The sequence below is a fragment of the Demequina soli genome, from assembly GCF_000971195.1.
Lineage (GTDB): Bacteria > Actinomycetota > Actinomycetes > Actinomycetales > Demequinaceae > Demequina > Demequina soli.
The window spans coordinates 152552-172014 of sequence record NZ_BBLZ01000003.1; the positions used below are offsets into that span (position 1 = coordinate 152552).

The 19463-nt window shown below is 73.3% G+C and carries 17 protein-coding genes and 1 other RNA gene; 5 read left to right on the plus strand and 13 right to left on the minus strand.

Features of this window, described 5'->3' with window-relative positions; all coding sequences use genetic code 11:
- Positions 1-60 precede the first annotated feature (60 nt).
- Positions 61-696, plus strand: a complete 636-nt coding sequence (locus tag AOM04_RS07255; protein WP_062464114.1) for a TetR/AcrR family transcriptional regulator — start codon at positions 61-63, stop codon at positions 694-696.
- A gap of 200 nt (positions 697-896) precedes the next feature.
- On the opposite strand, the gene AOM04_RS07260 is transcribed toward AOM04_RS07255, so the two are convergent.
- The 5 genes from AOM04_RS07260 to AOM04_RS07280 all read right to left on the minus strand — a co-directional run bounded on the left by AOM04_RS07260 (position 897) and on the right by AOM04_RS07280 (position 6957).
- Positions 897-1346, minus strand: coding sequence for a hypothetical protein (locus AOM04_RS07260; RefSeq protein WP_062464115.1), 450 nt, complete (start codon positions 1344-1346; stop codon positions 897-899).
- 193 nt (positions 1347-1539) lie between these two features.
- The gene (locus AOM04_RS07265) at positions 1540-2931 is read right to left on the minus strand and encodes a S1C family serine protease (protein ID WP_062464116.1); all 1392 of its coding nucleotides are present in this window, start codon (positions 2929-2931) and stop codon (positions 1540-1542) included.
- Between the two features lie 67 nt (positions 2932-2998).
- Positions 2999-4309, minus strand: coding sequence for an MFS transporter (locus AOM04_RS07270; protein WP_228373658.1), 1311 nt, complete (start codon positions 4307-4309; stop codon positions 2999-3001).
- A gap of 93 nt (positions 4310-4402) precedes the next feature.
- Positions 4403-5989, minus strand: a complete 1587-nt coding sequence (locus AOM04_RS07275) for a bifunctional phosphatase PAP2/diacylglycerol kinase family protein (protein WP_062464117.1) — start codon at positions 5987-5989, stop codon at positions 4403-4405.
- A gap of 128 nt (positions 5990-6117) precedes the next feature.
- Positions 6118-6957: a helix-turn-helix domain-containing protein gene (locus tag AOM04_RS07280; RefSeq protein WP_062464118.1), complete on the minus strand. Its 840-nt coding sequence runs from the start codon at positions 6955-6957 to the stop codon at positions 6118-6120.
- A gap of 122 nt (positions 6958-7079) precedes the next feature.
- Between AOM04_RS07280 and AOM04_RS07285 the strand changes: the two genes are divergently transcribed.
- Positions 7080-7862 (plus strand): SDR family NAD(P)-dependent oxidoreductase, encoded by a 783-nt coding sequence (locus AOM04_RS07285; protein ID WP_062464119.1) that lies wholly within the window; start codon positions 7080-7082, stop codon positions 7860-7862.
- Here AOM04_RS07285 and AOM04_RS07290 read toward each other — a convergent pair.
- The 6 genes from AOM04_RS07290 to AOM04_RS14975 form a co-directional block, all read right to left on the minus strand.
- Complete coding sequence (locus AOM04_RS07290; protein ID WP_062464120.1) at positions 7859-8599, minus strand: copper homeostasis protein CutC; 741 nt, start codon at positions 8597-8599, stop codon at positions 7859-7861. The genes AOM04_RS07285 and AOM04_RS07290 overlap by 4 nt on opposite strands.
- A gap of 58 nt (positions 8600-8657) precedes the next feature.
- Positions 8658-10826 (minus strand): DEAD/DEAH box helicase, encoded by a 2169-nt coding sequence (locus AOM04_RS07295; RefSeq protein WP_062464121.1) that lies wholly within the window; start codon positions 10824-10826, stop codon positions 8658-8660.
- A gap of 245 nt (positions 10827-11071) precedes the next feature.
- The gene (locus tag AOM04_RS07300) at positions 11072-12079 is read right to left on the minus strand and encodes a bile acid:sodium symporter family protein (RefSeq protein WP_062464122.1); all 1008 of its coding nucleotides are present in this window, start codon (positions 12077-12079) and stop codon (positions 11072-11074) included.
- A gap of 238 nt (positions 12080-12317) precedes the next feature.
- Positions 12318-12911 carry a hypothetical protein gene (locus tag AOM04_RS07305; protein WP_062464123.1) on the minus strand — a complete coding sequence of 198 codons (594 nt, stop codon included), beginning with the start codon at positions 12909-12911 and terminating at the stop codon, positions 12318-12320.
- Positions 12912-13191: 280 nt separating this feature from the next.
- Positions 13192-13574: RNase P RNA component class A (gene rnpB, locus AOM04_RS07310), an RNA gene on the minus strand.
- A gap of 158 nt (positions 13575-13732) precedes the next feature.
- Complete coding sequence (locus AOM04_RS14975; RefSeq protein WP_062464124.1) at positions 13733-14233, minus strand: MarR family winged helix-turn-helix transcriptional regulator; 501 nt, start codon at positions 14231-14233, stop codon at positions 13733-13735.
- Between the two features lie 97 nt (positions 14234-14330).
- On the opposite strand from AOM04_RS14975, the gene AOM04_RS07320 reads away from it, so the two are divergent.
- Positions 14331-15794, plus strand: a complete 1464-nt coding sequence (locus tag AOM04_RS07320; RefSeq protein ID WP_062464125.1) for an MFS transporter — start codon at positions 14331-14333, stop codon at positions 15792-15794.
- 82 nt (positions 15795-15876) lie between these two features.
- Here AOM04_RS07320 and AOM04_RS07325 read toward each other — a convergent pair whose 3' ends face one another.
- Together AOM04_RS07325 and AOM04_RS07330 are read right to left on the minus strand one after the other, a co-directional pair.
- A complete protein-coding gene (locus AOM04_RS07325) occupies positions 15877-17049 on the minus strand; it encodes a 4-hydroxybenzoate 3-monooxygenase (RefSeq protein ID WP_062464126.1) in 1173 nt (390 codons plus the stop codon).
- A 100-nt stretch (positions 17050-17149) separates the two neighbouring features.
- On the minus strand, positions 17150-17902 hold the full coding sequence (locus tag AOM04_RS07330) for an IclR family transcriptional regulator (protein WP_156160652.1): 753 nt from the start codon (positions 17900-17902) through the stop codon (positions 17150-17152).
- Between the two features lie 111 nt (positions 17903-18013).
- Here AOM04_RS07330 and pcaH point away from each other — a divergent pair, with 111 nt between their 5' ends.
- Together pcaH and pcaG are read left to right on the plus strand one after the other, a co-directional pair.
- On the plus strand, positions 18014-18850 hold the full coding sequence (gene pcaH / locus AOM04_RS07335; RefSeq protein WP_174447666.1) for a protocatechuate 3,4-dioxygenase subunit beta: 837 nt from the start codon (positions 18014-18016) through the stop codon (positions 18848-18850).
- Positions 18850-19428: a protocatechuate 3,4-dioxygenase subunit alpha gene (pcaG, locus tag AOM04_RS07340; protein ID WP_062464128.1), complete on the plus strand. Its 579-nt coding sequence runs from the start codon at positions 18850-18852 to the stop codon at positions 19426-19428. Before pcaH ends, pcaG begins: the two co-directional genes overlap by 1 nt.
- Positions 19429-19463 lie beyond the last annotated feature (35 nt).

A 19463-nucleotide genomic window follows, 5' to 3' on the forward strand; every position in this document is an offset into this window, starting at 1 on the left:
CCCCGCGGGGCGGGCCGGGCATCGTCGCGCGAGGGCTAGGGTGAACGCGAGGAGGTCCCCATGCCGCTGACCGATGACGTCGAGGTGCGACGCCGCGAGAGCCGCCAGGCCGCCGCGTCCGCGGAGCGCCGCGAGGCGATCCTCGACGCCGCGGTCGAGGCCTTCGCCGAGCGCGGCTTCAACGGCACCTCGATTCGCGACGTCGCCGGCCGCGCCGGGCTGTCCCACACCGGCGTGCTGCACCACTTCCCCGACAAGACCGCCTTGCTCGAGGCCGTGCTCGACCGTTCGGTCGGGCGCGCGGGAGCCGAGTTCGAGCTCGACGAGAGCGACGGCGAGCGCTTTCTCCGCGGTTTCCTCGCCCTCACCGCGCGCGACGTGGCGCGTGGCGTCGACGCCCCCGAGACCCGCATGTTCCGCATGATCACGGCCGAGGCGCTCGCGCCCAGCCACCCCGCGCACGGCTACATGCGCCGCTGGTACGCCGAGGTGCGCGGCCACGCGGTGACCGCGCTCGAGGACCTCGCCGCACGCGGGCTGCTGCTGGTAGACGTCGAGGAGATCCCCCTCGCGGCGGCCCAGATCGCGGGCGTGCGCGACGGCCTCGACCCGCAGTGGCTGCTCGACCCCGAGGCGTTCGACCTGGTGGGCGCCGTGCGCGACCAGCTGCGCCGCTACACCGCGCTCGCGCTGTAGCCGCGCTCGGCGCCACCTGCGCGACCGCGTTCCACACACGCGGACCCCGCATCGTCCCCTGGGATGCCACTCGCGCGGGATATCCCGACGTGCGTCGGGCCATGTGCAGAAACCGTGTGGACCACGGTCATGGCGCCCCGAGACGCCGAAGGGCCCGTGGTCCCCCTCGGCGACCACGGGCCCTCGCGCTGCCAGGAGCGCTACTTCTGGATGTCGCGCACGACCTCGCCGCCGAGCGCGGACACGGCCGCGAGCTGGTCCGCGTCCGGGGTCGCGAAGATGTAGCTGTCCGTCTTCACGATGCCCGACGTGGTGTCGTCTGCCTCGATGGTCACGAGGTCGGAGTCCAGCGCGTCGCCCGAGGTGTAGACCCGGAAGGTGCTCACGTCGGTGCCCTCGCCGGTGGCGTCGCAGCTGTACTCGTAGCTCGCGAGCACGCCCTCGCCGGCGACGCGGCCGCCGGCCCAGGACTCGCAGCCGGTCGCGGTGCGGATGTCCTCGACGATCTGCGAGACGTTCAGCGTCGCGACGGTGTCCGAGGCCGCGGGCGAGGTGCTCGCGTCGGTGTCGGAATCGGTGGAGCAGGCTGCGAGGAGCAGGCCGGCGGAGGCGGCGACCACGGCGACCTTGATGCCCTGGTTCATGCGCATGTGTATTCCTTTGTCTGATGGGGACGTATTCGAACCGAAGAATCCTATTCCCCTTTTACGCACCCGAGTGCCAGGCGAGGTCCCGGGAGGCCCGTCGGGGGACGATGCGGCACGTGCGTCGTGCGCGGGACGGCAGGGATGCAGCGGGCCCGCCGGTCTCCCGGCGGGCCCGCTGCCGCGTGGCGATTCGCTCCTAGGCCGCGGGGCCCTCGGTGAGGGTCGCGGTGCCGGTGTGCGTGGCGCCGGCGGTGTCGGTCCAGGTGAGCTTCACCGAGTCGCCGGGCTGGAGGGCGGTCAGGACGCCGGAGAGGTCGCTCTGGCTGGTCACCGTGGTGCCGTTGGCGGCCGTGATGGTGTCGCCCGCGACCAGGCCGACCTGCGCGGCCGGGGTGTCGGGGTAGACGTACTCGACCTGAGCGCCGTCGGTGGTGGTGACGGCGCCGAGGCGTCCGCCGGGCAGGACCGCGTACTGCTGGCCCGCCGCGATCGACACACCGAGCATGGCCGGGTAGCCGATGGTGATGGTGCTGGAGGACTGTCCCGACTCGATCTGCTGCGCGATCGACAGCGCGTCGTCGATGGGGATGGCGAAGGCGACCGTGTCGGCGCTGCCGGTGGAGGCGGCCGTGGTCATGCCGACCACCTCGCCCTGGCTGTCGAGAAGCGCGCCGCCCGAGTCGCCCGCCACCACGTCGGCGCCGAACTGGATCATGCCGCTGAGCGACTCGCTCGCCGCGGTGTACTCGGCGGCCGTGGTGACGGTGGCGTCGAGCCCCGTCACGGCGCCGTCGGCGGCCATGAGGGTGCCGCCGCCGGAGGCGTTGCCGACCGCCGTGACGGTGTCCCCGACCGCGACCCCCGTCTTGTCGGTCGTGACGGTGGTGAGTCCGGAGGCGCCCTGGAGCTGGAGGACGGCGACATCGTCGGTCGCGTCCGTGCCGACCACCTTGGCCGTGTAGGTGTCGCCGGTCGAGGCGATGGTCACCTGGATCTGGGTGGACCCCTCGACCACGTGGTTGTTGGTGAGGACCAGGCCGTCGCTTGTGAGGACCATGCCCGTGCCCGCGGCCTGCGCGCTGTCATAGCCGAGCACGGTGTCGATGAGGACCAGGCCGGTCGACTCGCTCGTGCTGGCGGCGGACGCGGCCGTCTGGGTGGAGGTGCCTCCCGACGCGGAGCTCCCGCCCTGGGTGGTGCCCGAACCATCACCCGGGAAGGCGCCGCCGCCGGGCAGCGTGCCGTAGATGCCGTAGCCGCCGGACGTCCCGGAGGACCCGGAGCTGCCCGACGTGCCCGACGATCCGGTCGAGCCCGACGTGCCGCCGGTGGCGGGGTTCGACGCGTTCTGGACCGGGGTCTGCGCCGTGGCGGTCGACGTCGAGGGAGACGCGCTGGTCACGGCGACACCCGCCGCGAACCCGCCGAGCGCGAGCGCGGACGCCGCCGTCACCATCGCGGCCCGTCGCATGTGGGTGCGCCGACGGTGGCGCGTCGCGGGCACGTGCTCGATCACGAGGCCGGCCGGGGGCTCGGCGGGAGGCGGCGTGAGGGCCGCGTCGCCGGACTGCTGGATGTCGTCGCTCATCATGTCCTCCTGAGATCTGTTCTCGATCCCACTTCACCGCCCCAGGCGGGGAGGAGGCTGAGAGGAATCAGGGAGAACGCTCAGAAACGCGGGCGCGTCCGACCGACCGCGCCGACGCCGTCGCGAACGCGAGCGGCGCCAGCACCGCGAGCGCCACCCAGGACAGCGTCGCGAAGCTCGTCGCGGCGAGCAGCGGGCCCGCGAGGAACGCGGTCGCGGCGCCGCAGAGGTTCGACATCGCGTCGAGCGCACCCTGCGCGGACGCGCGCCCCTCGGGCGCGATCGCCTCGCTGAACAGCGCCGAGCCCGCCACGTTGACGAACGACCACCCCACGCCGAGCAGGATCAGCGACACCGTGGTCCACCGCATGCTGGCGGACAACAGCGCCCCTACCAGGAGCGACACCGCGAATATCCCGATGCCGACGGCGATGGTGAGCCGGTGCCCGCGCAGGTCCACGAGCGCCCCGACCACGGGCGCGAGCGCGTACATGCCCAGCACGTGCAGGCTGATGGTGATCCCCACGATCGTCAGCGAGCCGCCCTCGTGGACGATGTGCACCGGCGTCATCGTCATGACGGCGACCATGACCGCCTGCGCGGTGAGGACCGCGAGCACGGCGTAGCGCGCCCGCGGATTGCCACGCAGCTCCGCGCGCAGCCGCGCGAAGCGCTCCCGCAGGGTGGACGATGCGGCGCGCGGCGCATCGTGCGGGGCGAGGGTGGCGCTCACGCGCAGCGGGTCGGGGCGCAGCCATGCGAAGACCACGACGCCCGCGAGCGCGAGGCACACCGCCGCGATGAGGAACGCCGAGGCGTAGACGGTCAGGCCGGTGGCGTCGCTCACGACGGCGCCCGGGGCGCCGAGGTTGGGGCCCAGCACCGAGCCGAGCGTGCCCACCCACACGATGAGCGCGAGCGCCCGCGCACGGTGGTGGGGCTCCGCGAGGTCCGTCGCGGCGAAGCGCGACTGGAGGCCGGCCGCGGACCCCGCGCCGATGAGCAGCAGGCCGACGAACAACGGCACCACGGCGGACCACTGCGCGGCCGCGACCAGGATCGCGCTGCCGAGCGCGGCCGTCCACCACCCGGTCGCGAGCGCGACCCGGCGGCCGAAGCGTGCCGCCAGGATGCCCAGCGGCAGGCCGAGCAGGGCCGCGCCCAGCGTGCTCGCGGTGCGCGCGAGCCCGCCCCACGCCTCGCTGTGGGTGACGTCGCCGGCGAGCAGCACCCCGATCGACGGGGCGACGCCCACGCCGATCATGCCGACCACCTGGGTGACGGCCAGGACCCGCATGGTGCGACGCTGGATCGCGGCGGCGGCCGGCGTCGCGCGGCTCACCGCGGTCGCGTCGATCTCCTGCTCCTGCACGTCCACCCTCTCGCACCCCGGATGCCGCCCGGGGTATGCGACCAGGCTACGGGCGGCGCGAGCCCGCACGCGACGGCCGACGTCCCGGGTGGTCGAGCCCTAGGAGGGGCGCGGCACCATGACGGTCAGGGCGGCCGGCATGATCTCCGCGGTGAACCCGACCGTCGACCCCTCCGTGTCGCCGTCCACCTGATACGGAACCTCGCGGTCGAGCTCCACCTCGACGCGGCGCCCCTGGACGCGCTTCATCGGCGATCCCGAGCCGTCCTTGCCGAACGCGCCGAGTGCCCCGAGCAGCCGCACCATGCCGCGCACTCCCCCGCCCCGCGCGACCAGCACGTGGAGCCTGCCGTCCGCCGGCTCCGCGTCCGGGAGCAGACTGATCCCGCCCTGCAGGCGCCCGACGTTGCCGACCAGCACCATGACGGCGCTGCCGTCGTGGACGGTGCGGCCGTCGACGCGGATCCGGGCACGGAACGGCTCGGCCCCCACCTGACGGACGCCGGCGACGACGTAGGCGCCGCCCTTCACGACCTTCTTGAGGCGCGGATCGGTGTCACGCATGATCTGGGCGTCGAGCCCGACGCCGGCCATGACGGCGAACCGCTGCGTGGAGCCGCCCGCGTTCCAGCGGATCATGTCGATCGGCATCGCGACGCCGTCGAGCGCGAGCGCGAGGGCCTCGCCCTCGTCGAGCGGCACGCCGAGGTTGCGGCCGAGCAGGTTGCCCGTGCCCGCGGGGATGATCGCGGCGGGCACCCCGCTACCGGCGAGCTCGGCGCACACGGCGCGTACCGTGCCGTCGCCGCCGGCGACGAGCACCATGTCGACGTCCTTGGCGAGCGCGTCGCGGGTCATCTGACGCCCGGGATCGTCGCGCTCGGTCTCGAACCACAGCGGCGCCTCCCATCCCGCCTCCGCCATCGCGTACGTGACGCGGCGGCGGAACAGGTCGAGCTCGAGCACCTTGGTCGGGTTGTAGACGACGGCGGCGCGACGCCCGGCCGCCGCGGCGCCGGCATGCGCGCGCCAGGGCACGTCCGCCTCGGCGCCGCTGATCCACAGCGCGCCGGTCGCCACGACGGCGCCGAACAGCCAGCCGCCCACCATGTCCGACAGGTGGGCGAGGGACATCGCCCACTGGTCCACCACCGTCAGGGCGATGAGGACGCCGCCCCACGCACGCGTGCGCACGCGTTCCGCGGTCGAGGCGCGCTGGGCGTTCGCGACCGTGACGGCGACCCACACGAAGATGGTGACGGCGAGCACGTGCCCCGAGGGATACGACGGGCCGACCGCGGAGATCGAGTCCGCGAACGCGGATTCGGGCCGTGGACGGTCGACCAGGACCCGGTTGAGCTGCCACAGCGGGACGCCGATCGCCGCGATGGCGAGCGCGATCGCGAGGCGCCGCTGGCGCTGCCGCTGGGAGCGCAGCGCCAGCGCGGCGGTCACCACCATGACGAAGAACGGGTTGGTGAGCAGGGAGAACGTCTCGGCTACCTGACCCCAGAAGGAGCGCGGCGCGAGGGACGATGCGGGGAGCCAGGTGTCGACGTGGGTGTCGGCCCAGCCGGTCATCACCCCGACGGTCCAGGCGACGTAGGCGGCGAGCGCGATCCAGAACACGGCCGGCTCGAACGGTCGACGCCGGCCGACGGGACGCTCCGGCGCGGGCACGCTCACGCGACGGCCCCTGCCCGGCACGACGCGCATCGTCCCCTCACCGCCACCGTCTCCTCCCACCGCCCTGGTCAGAGCATCCGGCAAGGACCAGGTTCTTCGCAAGGCGACGGGCCGCCGAGCCGGACCGCCTACGAGGTGAGCGCCTGCTGCCCGACCACGCGCAGCAGCGCGAGCCGCTCGACGCTGTCGGCGTCCTCGCGCGCGGTGAACCACAGCAGGTGCTGGGAGCCGTCGTCGGTGTAGAGGTTGTGGCAGCTCAGCGCCATCGTCCCGACGGTCGGGTGGACGAACGTCTTGTGGTCCACGCGCCGCAGCCTCACCGCCCGGTCCTCCCACAGCCGCGTGAACTCCTCCGAGGCCTCGGAGCACAGCGCCACGAGCTCCGCCAGCCTGCGGTCCCCCGCGGGCCGGCGGCCCGCCGCGAGCCTCAGGTCGGCGACCAGCGACTCGGACAGGCGGGCGTGATCCCGCTCGGGATGCGTCGCGCGGTGCTCGGGCTCGACGAACCAGCGGTACACCTGGCTCGACCGCGGCCACGCGATCCCCTGCCGCTCGCCCAGCAGCGCGCGGGCGAGGTCGTTGGCGGCGAGCGTCTCCGCGAGGTCCGAGACGATCAGCGCCGGGGTGTCCTCGAGGCGGTCCAGCAGCGCCAGCATCGCGGGCTCGACGTGCGTGTCGCCCGTGCGGGCAGGCACGGGGCGGCCCGCGAGCCGGTACACGTGGTCGCGCTCGTCGGAGGTGAGCCGCAGCGCGCGGGCGAGCGCGCCGAGCATCTGCGGCGAGGGCTGGACCTTCGAGCCCTGCTCGAGCTCCGTGTAGTACTCGACGGAGGCGCCGGCGAGCATCGCGACCTCGTCGCGCCGCAGCCCGGGCACCCGGCGGCGCGGGCCGGGCACGATGCCGACGTCGGCGGGCGTGATCCGGTCGCGGCGCGAGCGCAGGAAGGCGCCGAGCTCGGGAAGGTCCATCGCCCCAGTATCCGCGTGCTCGCGCCGCGGAGGGTAGGGGCGTCGCCCCCAGGGTGAGCGCCCTCTTCTCCGTCGCGCGCGGCCGCCGCACGCTGGAGGCGCAATCGACCCGAGGAGACCTCATGACCACCCCTTCCCCCGCCCCGCTCGCCCTCGTCACCGGCGCCAACCGCGGCATCGGCCGCGCGACCGCCGAGGAGCTGGCCCGCCGCGGCCACGACGTCGTGCTCACCTACCGCGGGCACGCCGAGGAGGCCGCCGAGGCGGTCGAGGCGATCGCCGCGCTCGGCCGCACGGCCATCGCGCTGCGCCTGGACGTCGCGTCGACGGAGGACGTCGCGCGGTTCGTACCCGAGCTCCGGGCGGCGATCCGCGACACGTGGGGCCGCGACACGCTCGACGTGCTCGTCAACAACGCAGGGGCGGGCGCGGACACGCGCCTCGGGGCGACCACCGCCGACGTCCTCGACGCCCTCTACGCGACCCACGTGCGCGGCGCGTACCTGCTCACGCAGGCGATCGCCGCCCCCGCCGAGGGCGCGCCGCTGCTCGCCGACGGCGGGAGCATCGTCAACCTCGGCACCGGCCTCACCCGCTTCGTCCACGTCGGCCGCGACGCCTACGCGGCGATGAAGGGCGCGGTGGGCGTGCTGACCGGCTACTGGGCTCAGCAGCTCGGGTCGCGCGGGATCCGCGTCAACACCGTCGCGCCGGGCCCCGTCGAGACGCACTTCTCGGGGTGGATGGGCGACGAGAAGGTTCGCCAGGTGTTCGCGGACGGGACCGCGCTGGGCCGGTCGGCGGTCGCGACGGACGTCGCGGGCGTGATCGCGTCGCTGGTCGCGCCCGGCTCCGCGTGGGTCACCGCGCAGCGCATCGAGGCGTCCGGCGGCTACCGCCTCTAGGCGGACGCGACCGCATCCGAGGCGATCCGCGCGCGCACCGCGCGGATCGTCTCGGCGTCGGTGCTGAGCGTCCCGTCCCCGCGCTCGGACTCGACCTGCGCACGCAGGTGGACCTCGGTCACCCCCGACGCCGCGATCACCTCGGCGACGTTGCCCGGCCTCACGCCTCCCCCGGCGAGCACCGCGGGACCGCCCGCCGCGACCAGCCGGGCCAGCGCATCGGCCCCCTGCAGCGCGGTCCGCGCGCCGCCGGAGGTGAGCACGCGCTCCACGCCGAGCCCCGCGAGGGTCGCGTACGCCGCGTCGATGTCGGGCGTCGCGTCGATGGCCTTGTGGCACGTCACCGGCACGTCACCCGCCGCGCCGACGAGCGCGCCCATCGCGTCCGCGTCGACCGTGCCGTCCGTGCGGAGGGCGCCGGTGACGATGCCGACGCGGCCGGGCGCGGCCGCCGCGACCTCGCGGATGACCGCGACGTCCTCGAGCATCACCGCGAGCTCGGCGGCGTCGTAGACGAAGTCGCCGCCGCGCGGGCGCACCATGATCTGCACCGTCACGCGCTCCGTCGCGGCCACCACCCGGCGGATCATGCCGAGGCTGGGCGTGGTGCCGCCCACGCACAGGTCGGCGCACAGCTCGACGCGGTCGGCGCCCGCCGCCTCGGCGGTGACGGCGCCGGCGACGTCGTCGACCACGATCTCGAGCAGGACGGGGGTCGGGGGCGCGATCGGATCCACGCGCCGAGCGTAGCGGCGTGCGGTCCCGACCGGCGCATCGTCCCTGGTCGGACAGGCCCTAGTGAGCGCCCTCCGCCTCGAGCGCGTCCACCAGAAGCCCGACGAGGGCGTCCAGCTGCACGTCGGTCGAGGAGTCCTCGTCGCCCGCGGTCGCGCCGTCGAGCGCGCGGGCCGCGAGGCCGGACTTGCTGTCGATGAGCTGGGCGATCCGCGCGTCGATCGTCTGCGCGGCGATGATCCTCCACGCCGTCACCGGCTCGGACTGGCCGATGCGGTGGATGCGGTCGATCGCCTGGGTCTGCTCCGCGTCGGTCCACGACAGCTCCGCGAGCACCATGTTCGACGCAACCTGGAGGTTGAGGCCCACGCCGGCGGCCATGAGGGAGCACACCACGATCTGCACGTCGGGGTCCTCGGTGAACGCGGTCACGTTCTCCTTGCGGGCCTTCGCGGTCTGGTCGCCGCGGATCGAGGCGTACCGGATGCCGCGCTCGGCGAAGATGCGCTCCGCCTCGTCCATCACGTCGATGTGCTTGGCGAAGAACACCACCTTGCCCACGTTGCGGGCCAGCTGCACCGCGTAGTCCGCCGCCAGCCCGGCCTTCGCCTGGCCGATGCGCCGAACCATCGTGAAGACGTTGTCGCCCTTCTTCTTCGAGGACGCGTCCTTGAGCTCCGCCGCGGCGATCTGCCGGGCGAGCGCGAGGTCCACGCCGTCCTCCGGCGAGTGGTCGGCGCGGCGCTCGATCGCGCGCAGGTAGCTCGCGACCATGCGCTCGGCGAGGACGGCCTCGGCGGCGCGGATGGAGCGGCCGAGCGGGCCGTCGAGCTCGACGGGCAGGTCGGCGACGCGGCGGGCGGGGATGTCGGCGGCGACGTCGGCCTTGCGCCGGCGCACGATGCCCTGGTCCACCACCGCGGCGCGCGCGGCCGGATACCACCCGCGGTCCGTCGGGATCAGCCCGGTGTCCTCGAGCGCCGCCATGAGCGCGCCGAGCGGCTTCTCGTCGTCGATCCAGCCGAGGAACTCCCAGATCGCGCGGAAGTCCTCGATGTCGTTGATGAGCGGCGTGCCGGTCAGCGCCATGAGCAGCGGCCGCGCGGTGCGCTTGCGGATCCGCTCGGAGAGCGCGAGCACGTGCTGCGAGCGCTGCGAGCGCTGGTTCTTGATGAAGTGCGCCTCGTCGAGGACCATCCCCTTGAAGCCGAGGTCGCCGAACCAGCCGACGTGCCGGTCGAGGATGTCGTAGTTGACGATGACGACGTCCGCGAACGCGTCGACCTCGTCGCCGTCGCCGTGCACCACGGTCGCGCGACGATGCGGGGTCCACAGCTCGACCTCGTGCGCCCAGTTGGTCTTGACGACGTTGGGCACGATCACGAGCAGCGGGTACGCGTCGGCGGCCTGCGCGGCCAGCAGCGCCTGCGCGGTCTTGCCCAGGCCGGGCTCGTCGGCGAGCAGGAACGTGCGGTGACCGCGGGCCGCGGCGGCGACGACCTGCGACTGGTGAGGCATGAGCGCCCGGCCGAGCGGCACGCGCGCCGTGGTGGCGGAGATCGAGTCCGGCTCCGGCAGCTCCATGCACGCCCGGGCGCCCGGCGCATCGTGCTCGAAGGACCGGAACAGCGGGTCGAGCAGCTCCCAGCCGGCGAGGCGGCGGGGCTGCGCGGCGGCGCGCGCCTGCGCGGCCGAGAAGTCCGGGGCGAGGAACGGATTGGCGAGCTGGAACGCGACGGCGGACTGCGGCACCACGCGCTTCTCCGCTCCGGGCGTCGGCTCGACCGGGGCGGGCTCGGGCTCGGGCTCCTCCTCGACCTCGCGCCCCGCGGCGCGCAGGACCGTCGTCTTGTAGGAGCGCGCGGCATCGGTGACGCGGGCGTCGTCGGCGAGCAGGGCGAGCAGCGAGGTGTCGCGGGCGGCGATCTTGGCGAGCATCGTCGCGACGCCGTCGAGGCGGCGCAGCTCCTCGTCGCGCTTGGCCTGGCTCAGCGACTCGTCGGCCTTCACGCGGGCGCGCTCCTCGCGGACGATGAGCGCAACCACCTGGAACTTGGTGCGCGCGACGCCGCGGGTCGGGGGCTGCTTGACCGCGCGGTCCACCTCGCCCGCGAGCCCGGCGAGGAGCGGGATGAGGCCCTGCTCCGCGGGGCGCGCGGCGCGGCGCCGCGTCGTGGTGCCGCCGCCGCTCCTCGTGCGGCCCGACCGTCGCTGCCCTGCTCCTGCCACTTCGTCTCCTACTCCTCCGCTGCCGCGGATGCGGCACGATGCGCCGCCCGGGGATGCCCGCGGTTCGCGGGCTCCGACCCTCGGTGTCCTCGCGCTGACCGCGGGCCGTTCAGATGGGCCGGCGGCGCGTCGGGCGATGCCGATGCCGAGGTGGGCGGGGCGCGTCACGCTGTAGCGCGATCGCTGTTCCGCCTGCATTCTACGGCCTGCGACCCGGGACCGGGGGAACGCAGGCGCGACACGGGTCAGGCGGGCAGCTGCACGCCCTCAGGCTCGGCAGCCGCGAGCCGCCGCGCGAGGATCGCGCACGTGAACAGCTGGATCTGGTGGAACAGGATCACCGGCAGCGCGACCGAGGCCGCGACCGCGGGCGCGAACAGCACCGACGCCATGGGCAGGCCCGTCGCGAGCGACTTCTTCGAGCCGCACATGAGCAGCGCGATGCGGTCCTCGCGGTTCAGCCCGATGCGCGCGCCAGCCCACCAGTTGAGGCTGAGCATGATCGCGAGCATCACCGCGCACACGGCGAGGAGGATCACCAGGGCGAACGCGGTGATGTGGCTCCAGGCTCCGGACACCTGCGCCTCGGACACCGCGCCGTAGGCGACCAGCAGGATCGTGGTCCGATCGGTGAAGCGCGTGAGGTGCTTGTGCGCGCGGATCCAACGGCCGATCCAGCGTTCGGCCACCTGCCCCACCGCGAACGGCACCAGCAGCATGAGCAGCGTGTCGAGCACGCCCGATCCGCCGCTGCCGCCCTGCTGGCCCGTGCCCACGATGAGCAGCCCGACGAGCACGGGCGTGAGCACGATGCCGAGCACGTTGGACACGGTCGCCCCGCAGATCGCGCCCGCGACGTTGCCGCGTGCGATCGACGTGAACACCACGGAGGACTGCACCGTCGACGGCAGCAGGCTGAGGTAGAGCAGCCCGGTCTGCAGGTCGGGCGCCACCACCGAGTCGGGCAGCAGCGTGACCGCGATGCCGAGGATCGGGAAGATCACGTAGGTCGACGCGAGCATCGACCCCTGCAGCCGCCAGTTCTTGAGACCCGCCCACACCTCGGACGTCGACATGCGCGCGCCGTACAGGAAGAACAGCAGCACGATCGCGATGTTGGTGACGGTGTCGAGGCCGTCGGCGAAGCCGCCTCGGGCGGGCAGCAGCAGGCCGAGGACGAGGACGCCGATGATCATCGCGACCAGCGGGTCGATCCAGGTGGCGGCCTTCTTGAGGCTCGGCGGGACGGGCATGGGCCCATCGTGCCCTACGTGTGTCACGGGACGGTTTCGCCCCCGCGCAGGCGAGGCGCATGGGCGCTGCCATTCGTGATCCACGCGTTCAGGGCTCTCGCCGCCGAGATCGCGGGCGCGCGCTCCCACGCCGACGCGACGGAGGCGTCTCGAACCAAGGCGCGGCCCGCCTCATGTCGATGAGGCGGGCCGCCGGGTCGATCTCCTGTGCCTGATGGCGTGGAAGGCCTTTCAGGTCTCAGCTCGTCGCCGCGGACGGCGCTTCGGACGGAGAATCGCCGCTGCAAATATCGTCGGTGAGCAACGTGAATGGCGCAGCCGTGCCATCGACCTTCACACCGTAGATCGTGTAGTTAGATCCCGAAGAGGTCGGGTTCGTATTGCTCGCCACCTGGTACCACTCGCCTTCAGCGGCCGTCGCGCCGTAGTGCAGCATGCCGTTGGGTGAGTCGAAGTACTCGTAGCGATAGTCGACCGCAACGCTGGCATCGCCGTAGCCACCCGTCCGGATGTCGAGGATGCAGGTCCCGCTCGCAGGGTCGCTAGGCGACCTGGAGAGCCACACGTAGACGTCGACTCCGGGCTGCTTGAGATCCATGATGACGCCGCCCCGAGCCGCGTATGCGGTGCATGCGTCCGAGGAGGCGAAGGGCGTATACCGATCCTCGGACGTGGCAAGGGAGAGATAGCCGCCCTTCTGGCATGCCTTGGCATTGAAGCTGTTCCCGGACTTCGCATCCGCGGTGCCGGCGAGCGTCATTGTCGACGCGAGCAACAGGACGACGATGGCGGCAATCCTCGCGAGAAAGGATGGTTGAGCGTGCGATGTCATCTCGAGATTCCCCTCGGTGTGTGGTGGCGGAGCGGCTCGGAACCGTCACTGCGGGGAGAGACGGTGAGCCGGTCCGCCAACAACATCTCCAACACAGAGGCGCGAGGGCTTCGTCAGGGTCGAGGCGAGCCACCGTGGCTGCGATCAGCGTATGACGCAGCAACGAACTGCGCTCGGCGACGGGGGCCGAGAAGCCGCACCACCGAGCAGCCGCCGCCACTCGCGGCGGGGGGCCGAGAAGTCACGTCCCAGCCTGCCGTGGCACCTCTCGAGCACGAGGCGGATGAGCTGGCCGATACGCCGGGTTCTGTCTCTCGCACCCGTTACCGGATACGAGGGGCGGCCATCCATCTAGGCCCTGGATTGCTCCAGGGCTCAAGCAACCTACCCGCATGCTCGGGCGAGCAGCCCTCGAACGCATGCTGTCTGGTCTTGCTCCGGGTGGGGTTTACCTTGCCGCTCCTGTCACCAGTCGCGCGGTGAGCTCTTACCTCACCCTTTCACCCTTACCCCCTCGCGCCCGAAGGCCCGAGAAGGCGGTCTGCTCTCTGTGGCACTGTCCCGCGGGTCACCCCGGGTGGCCGTTAGCCATCACCCTGCTCTACGGAGCCCGGACGTTCCTCGGGACCCCCGAGGGGGCCACGCGGCCGCCTGGCCAGCTCATCCGCCCAGCAAGGATACCGGTCGGGACGATGCGCGTGGAAGCCGGGTCCAACCGGCGCACGATGCGCGCTCCCGGGGGCATCGAACCTGGTGCGAGAGTCGGGGCGGCGACCTGTACGGCGGTTGGGTGCGCGCGCGAGGCGCGCGGCCCGCGCGGGTCAGCTTGTCGCGGGCGCCGCGGGCAGCGCCGCGGCCGCCTCGTCGTAGCCGGCCATGAAGCGCCCGAGCAGAACGGCGAACACGGCCCGCTCCCCCGCCTCGAGCCGGTCCAGGCCGCCTCGGATCACGTCCATCGACAGCGTGATGTCGCGCCGCAGCGCCTCCGCGCCCGCGGGGGTCACCTCGAGCACCAGCGCGCCACCGGAATCCGGGCGGTACCGCCGGATCAGCCCGTGCTTGAGCGCTGCCGCGACCTGGCGGTTCACGGTCGACTGCTCGAGCCCGAGATCGTCCGACACGTCGCGCATCGTCCGCGCCGCCCCGTCGGACAGCAGCCACAGCAGGCGCAGCTCGGCGGACGCGAGCGTCATGCGCTGCTCGACCACGCGTCGGACGCGCTCGGCGTCCGCGAGCGAGCGGGCCACGTCGTAGCGCTCGGCCCCCAGCAGGGCGCGCACGTCGGCACCGAGGGTCGTGGCGTCTTCACGAGCGTCGGGCACGTCATGTATTCTACACATCGTCGGCTTTATGTAACTTACATATCGAGCGCCTCGCGCGGCCGCCATCGTCCCCCTCCCCTCCAGGAAAGGCTCCGTCATGCCCTCCTCCGCCCCGCCCGCCGAGCTGAGCTCACGCCGCGCCGTCTGGACCATCGCGGTCCTCGCGTTCGGCTCGCTCGCCGGCGCGCTCATGCAGACCCTCGTGGTCCCCATCCAGGGCGAGCTCCCCGAGCTGCTCCACACCTCCGCCTCGACCGCCTCGTGGGTGGTCACCGCGACCCTGCTCGCGGCGGGCGTCGCGATGCCGGTCGTCGGCCGCCTGGCCGACCTCTACGGCAAGAAGCCGGTCCTCGTCGTCTCCGCGATCCTCCTGGTGGCCGGCTCGGTCGCGTGCGCGCTCGCGGACTCGGCCGTGCCGATGATCGCCGGCCGCGCCCTCCAGGGCATCGCGATGGGCTACATCCCCGTGGCGATCTCCGCGGTGCGCGAGCTCGCGCCCGCGCACCTGCGCAACACCGCGGTCGCCGGCGTGTCCGCGACGCTCGGCGTCGGCGGCGCGATCGGCCTGCCGCTGTCCGCGTGGATCGCGCAGAGCCACGACTGGCACGCCCTGTTCTGGGTCTCCGCCGCCCTCGCGACCGTCATGGTGATCCTCACCGCGGTCGTGGTCCCCCACCGTCACGACGCGCACCCCGCCAAGCTCGACCTCGTCGGCGCGGCCGGCCTCGCGATCGGCCTCGTCGGCGTGCTCGTCGGCGTGTCCAAGGGCAACGACTGGGGCTGGGGCTCCGGCTCGACCTGGGGCATGATCGGCGGCGGCATCGTCGTCATCGCACTGTGGAGCGTCTACGAGCTGCGCCACCACGACCCCCTGGTCGACCTGCGCACCTTCGCGCACCGCCCGGTGCTGTTCACCAACCTCGCGGCCGCGTTCATCGGCTTCGGCATGATGGCCCAGTCCATCGTGGTGCCCCAGCTGCTCGAGATGCCCGAGGCCACCGGCTACGGCCTGGGCCAGACCATCCTGCAGGCCGGCCTGTGGATGGCGCCCGGCGGCATCATGATGATGCTCTTCACTCCCGTCTCGGCGAAGCTGCTCGACCGCATCGGCGGCCGCCTCACCCTGTCGCTCGGCGCGTTCGTCCTCGCGTGCGGCTACGTGCTCGCCGCGTTCCTCATGGACGCGCCGTGGCAGCTGCTCATCGCCTCGTGCGTGATCTCGGGCGGCGTCGGCATCGGCTACGCCGCGATGCCCACGCTCATCCTGTCGAACGTGCCGGCCGAGGAGGCCTCCGCGTCCGTCGGCGTCAACACGCTCATGCGGTCGCTGGGCACCACCACCGCGGGTGCGGTGATGGTCGCCGTGCTCACCGGCACGACCACCGAGCTCGCCCCCGGCGTGGTCATCCCGACGCAGGGCGCCTTCCAGATGTGCTTCGTGGTCGGCGCCATCGCCGCGATCGCGGGCGCGCTCGTGGTGCTGCTGGTGCCCAAGCAGCGCAACCTGCGCGTGGACGATGCGGCGGTCGCCCCCGAGGAGCAGGCGGCGCTCGCGCACTGAGCACCTCGCACCGCCCTCGACCGGCCGGTCCGCCTCGCGCGGGCCGGCCGGTGCGTCTTCCGTGGCCCGCGCGCCTGCGGCGTCAGCCCAGCGGCCACCCCGTGTAGCCCTCGGCGAGGTAGGTGCGCCCGGCCTCGGACTCGGCGACGGTGCGCAGCTCGCCCAGCGCGCGGCGGGCGTCGAACTCGGACTGCCCGGGCGCCACGTGCAGCATGCTCGTCATCCACCAGGAGAAGTGCTGCGCCTTCCAGATGCGCCGCAGCGCACGCTCCGCGAACGCGTCGAACGGGCGCTCGTCCGCGCGCGTGAGCGACGCCTCGAGCGCCTCGGCCAGCAGGACCACGTCCGCGACCGCGAGGTTCATGCCCTTGGCGCCGGTGGGCGGCACGGTGTGCGCCGCGTCGCCCACGATGACGACGCGCCCGCGCCGCAGGTCGCTCGCGACGAAGCTGCGGAAGCGCAGCACGTCCCGCTGGATGATCGCCCCCTCGTGGAGCGTGGTGCCGGGCACGCGCCGCTGCAGCGTGTCCCAGATTTGGGCGTCGGACATCGACGCGGGATCGAGGTCCGGGTCGCACTGGAAGTACATGCGCTGGATGGTGGGGCTGCGCTGGCTGATGAGCGCGAAGCCGTCCGCGGAGCGCGAGTAGATGAGCTCCTCGGCGCTCGGCGGCGCCTCGCACAGGATCCCGAACCACGCGTACGGGTACTCCCGGAACATCCCCGCGGCGTGGCCGCCCCACACCGACCGGCGGACGATGCTGTGGGAGCCGTCCGCGCCGACCACCACCTCCGCCTCGAGGCGCAGCGGGCGGCCCTCGGCGTCGGTCGCGAGCACCCCGGGGGCGGCGGTGTCGGCCCCCTCGACGCCCTCGACCGTGACGCCGAAGCGCAGGTCCTGGCCATCGGCGAGGCGCGCGGCGACGAGGTCCCTCAGCACCTCGTGCTGCGGGTACAGCCACACGCCACGGCCCACGAGGCCCGCGAAGTCGATGCGGTGGCCCTCGCCGTCGAACGCGAGCTCGATGCCGTCGTGCCGGCGGCCCACGGAGTGCACCCGCGAGCCGGGTATCTCGCCCAGGATCTCGACCGTGCCCTGCTCGAGGATGCCGGCGCGGATGGTGGTCTCGATCTCCTGGCGCGATCGGCTGTCGAGGAGCACGGACGCGATCCCGGCGCGTGCGAGCAGGTGGGACAGCAGCAGGCCGGCGGGGCCCGCGCCCACGATGGCGACCCTGGTGCGCAGCACGGTCATGGCATCTCCCTTGATGTCGGTGCCCTCATGGTCGCGCCTCGCCCCCCGCCCGTGGCCAGCGTTCCCGTTCAACGAGAACAATTCGGGGTCGCCGCCGGGATCAGCGCCGGGCGCCCATGGCCCGCTCGATCCCGCGCGCGGCGCGGTAGAGCTCGACGAGCGCGAACTCCGTCTGCGCGTCGCGCGGCAGCACCACCGACAGCGCCGCGACCGTCCGCCCGGTCTCGTCGCGCACCGGGACGGCCAGCCCGGTCGACACGTCCTCGATGTAGCCGGGCGCGAGCGCGTGCCCGAGCGTGCGCACCTCGTCGAGCTTGCGGCGCAGCGCCTGCGGGTCGGTGGGCGTGGCGCGGCTGAGCGGCTTGAGCGGCCCGGCGAGCACGCGCTCCTGCAGCTCGCGGTCGCCGAAGGCCAGCAGCACGAGCCCCGACGAGGAGGCGTGCAGGGGCAGGCGGCCCGCCACGCGCGTGACGTTCGCCCCGGCATCCGGCCCGCTCAGGCGCTCGACGAACAGCGCGTCGTCCTGGTCGAGGATCGCCAGCTGGGTGTGCTCGCGCACGCGCGCCTGGACGTGCTCCATGAACGGCAGGGCCGCCTGGCGCAGCCGCAGCGCATGGGACGAGCGGGTCGCGAGCTCCCACAGCCGCATGCCCACCCTGATCCTGCGGTCCTCGCCACGCTCGAGCAGGCCGGCGTCGACCAGCTCGCCCACGATCCGGTGCGCGGACGACGCGGGCAGGCCCGCGCGGCGCCCGATCTCGGTCGCCGTCTGCGCGGTGCGCGTCGGCGTGAACGTCTCGAGGACGCGGACCAGGCGCTCGGTCACCGAGTCGCCCGACGGGGAGTTGGCCACGCCGTCAGCATGCCACGCGATCGCCCGCAATGCCATTGAATGGGACAAGCCCTGGCGAGACCGCGGCGGCCGTGAGAACCTGAGGCGTCACGATGGCGTCGAAGGAGACCCATGACCGCCCCAGTCCCCACCGCAGGCGCGCCGCGCACCGCCGCCGCCCCCGAGACCCTGCTGGCCTCGGAGGACATGCCGCCGCAGTCCCAGATCACCCGCGAGATCCGCGACCTCCACGCCGCCACGGACGCACGCGAGGCCGCCGGCGAGCCGGTGCCCGCCACGCTGCGCGACTTCGCGCCGTACCGCTCGAGCATCCTGCGGCACCCGACCAAGAACCCGCGCCTGGTGGACCCCGAGACCATCGAGCTGCTCTCCCCCGCGTTCGGCCAGCGCGACGTCGCGCGCATCGAGTCCGACCTCACGCTCCAGCACCGCGGCGAGCCGCAGGGCGAGCGCATCACCGTCGAGGGGCGGCTGCTCGACTCGTGGGGGCGGCCGATCGCGAACGAGCTCGTCGAGGTGTGGCAGGCCAACGCGGCCGGCCGGTACATCCACCAGCGCGACCAGCACCCGGCGCCGCTCGACCCGCACTTCACCGGCGCGGGCCGGACCGTCACCGACGACCAGGGCCGGTGGAAGTTCACCACCATCAAGCCCGGGCCCTACCCGTGGAAGAACCACGTCAACGCCTGGCGGCCGGCCCACATCCACTTCTCGATCTTCGGCTCGGGCTTCACGCAGCGCATCGTCACCCAGATGTACTTCCCCGGCGACCCGCTGTTCGCGCTCGACCCGATCTACAACTCGATCCACCGCCAGCGGGACCGCGACGCGCTCATCGCCACGTACGACCACGACCTCACGGTGCCCGAGTTCTCGATGGGCTACCGCTGGGACATCGTGGTCGACGGCCCCGACGCCACCTGGTTCGAGCAGGACGGGGAGCACTGATGGCCGCCACCCCGCCCCCCGCATGGGGACCGCGCACCCTCGAGCCGTCCGCCGGCCAGACGGTGGGCCCCTTCTTCGCCTTCGGGCTCGACTACGCCAAGAAGCACGAGGTCGCCTTCCCCCACAGCCCCGGCGCGATCGTGCTCGGCGGCACGGTGTACGACGGCGCGGGCGCACCCGTCCCCGACGCGGTCGTGGAGATCTGGGGCGCCGACTCCGACGGCACCATCCCCCGGGCGCGCGGCTCCCGCCGGCGCGACGACCACACCTTCACCGGCTTCGGGCGGGCGTTCACGGACGACGACGGGCGGTGGGAGCTGTGGACCCGGAACCCGGGCGCCGCGCGGGGGAAGGCGCCCTTCTTCGCCGCCCTGCTGTTCGCTCGCGGCCTGCCGGACAAGCTCCACACCCGCATCTACCTGCCCGAGGACACGGAGGCGCTCGCCGCGGACCGCCTGCTCGCCTCGCTCGAGCCCGAGGAGCGCGACACGCTCATCGCGACGCGGCTCGCCGACGGCGGCCTGCGGCACGACATCCGCATCCAGGGCGACCGCGAGACCGTCTTCATCACGTTCTAGGCCTCAGGGAGGACGCCATCATCGACGAGGGTCTG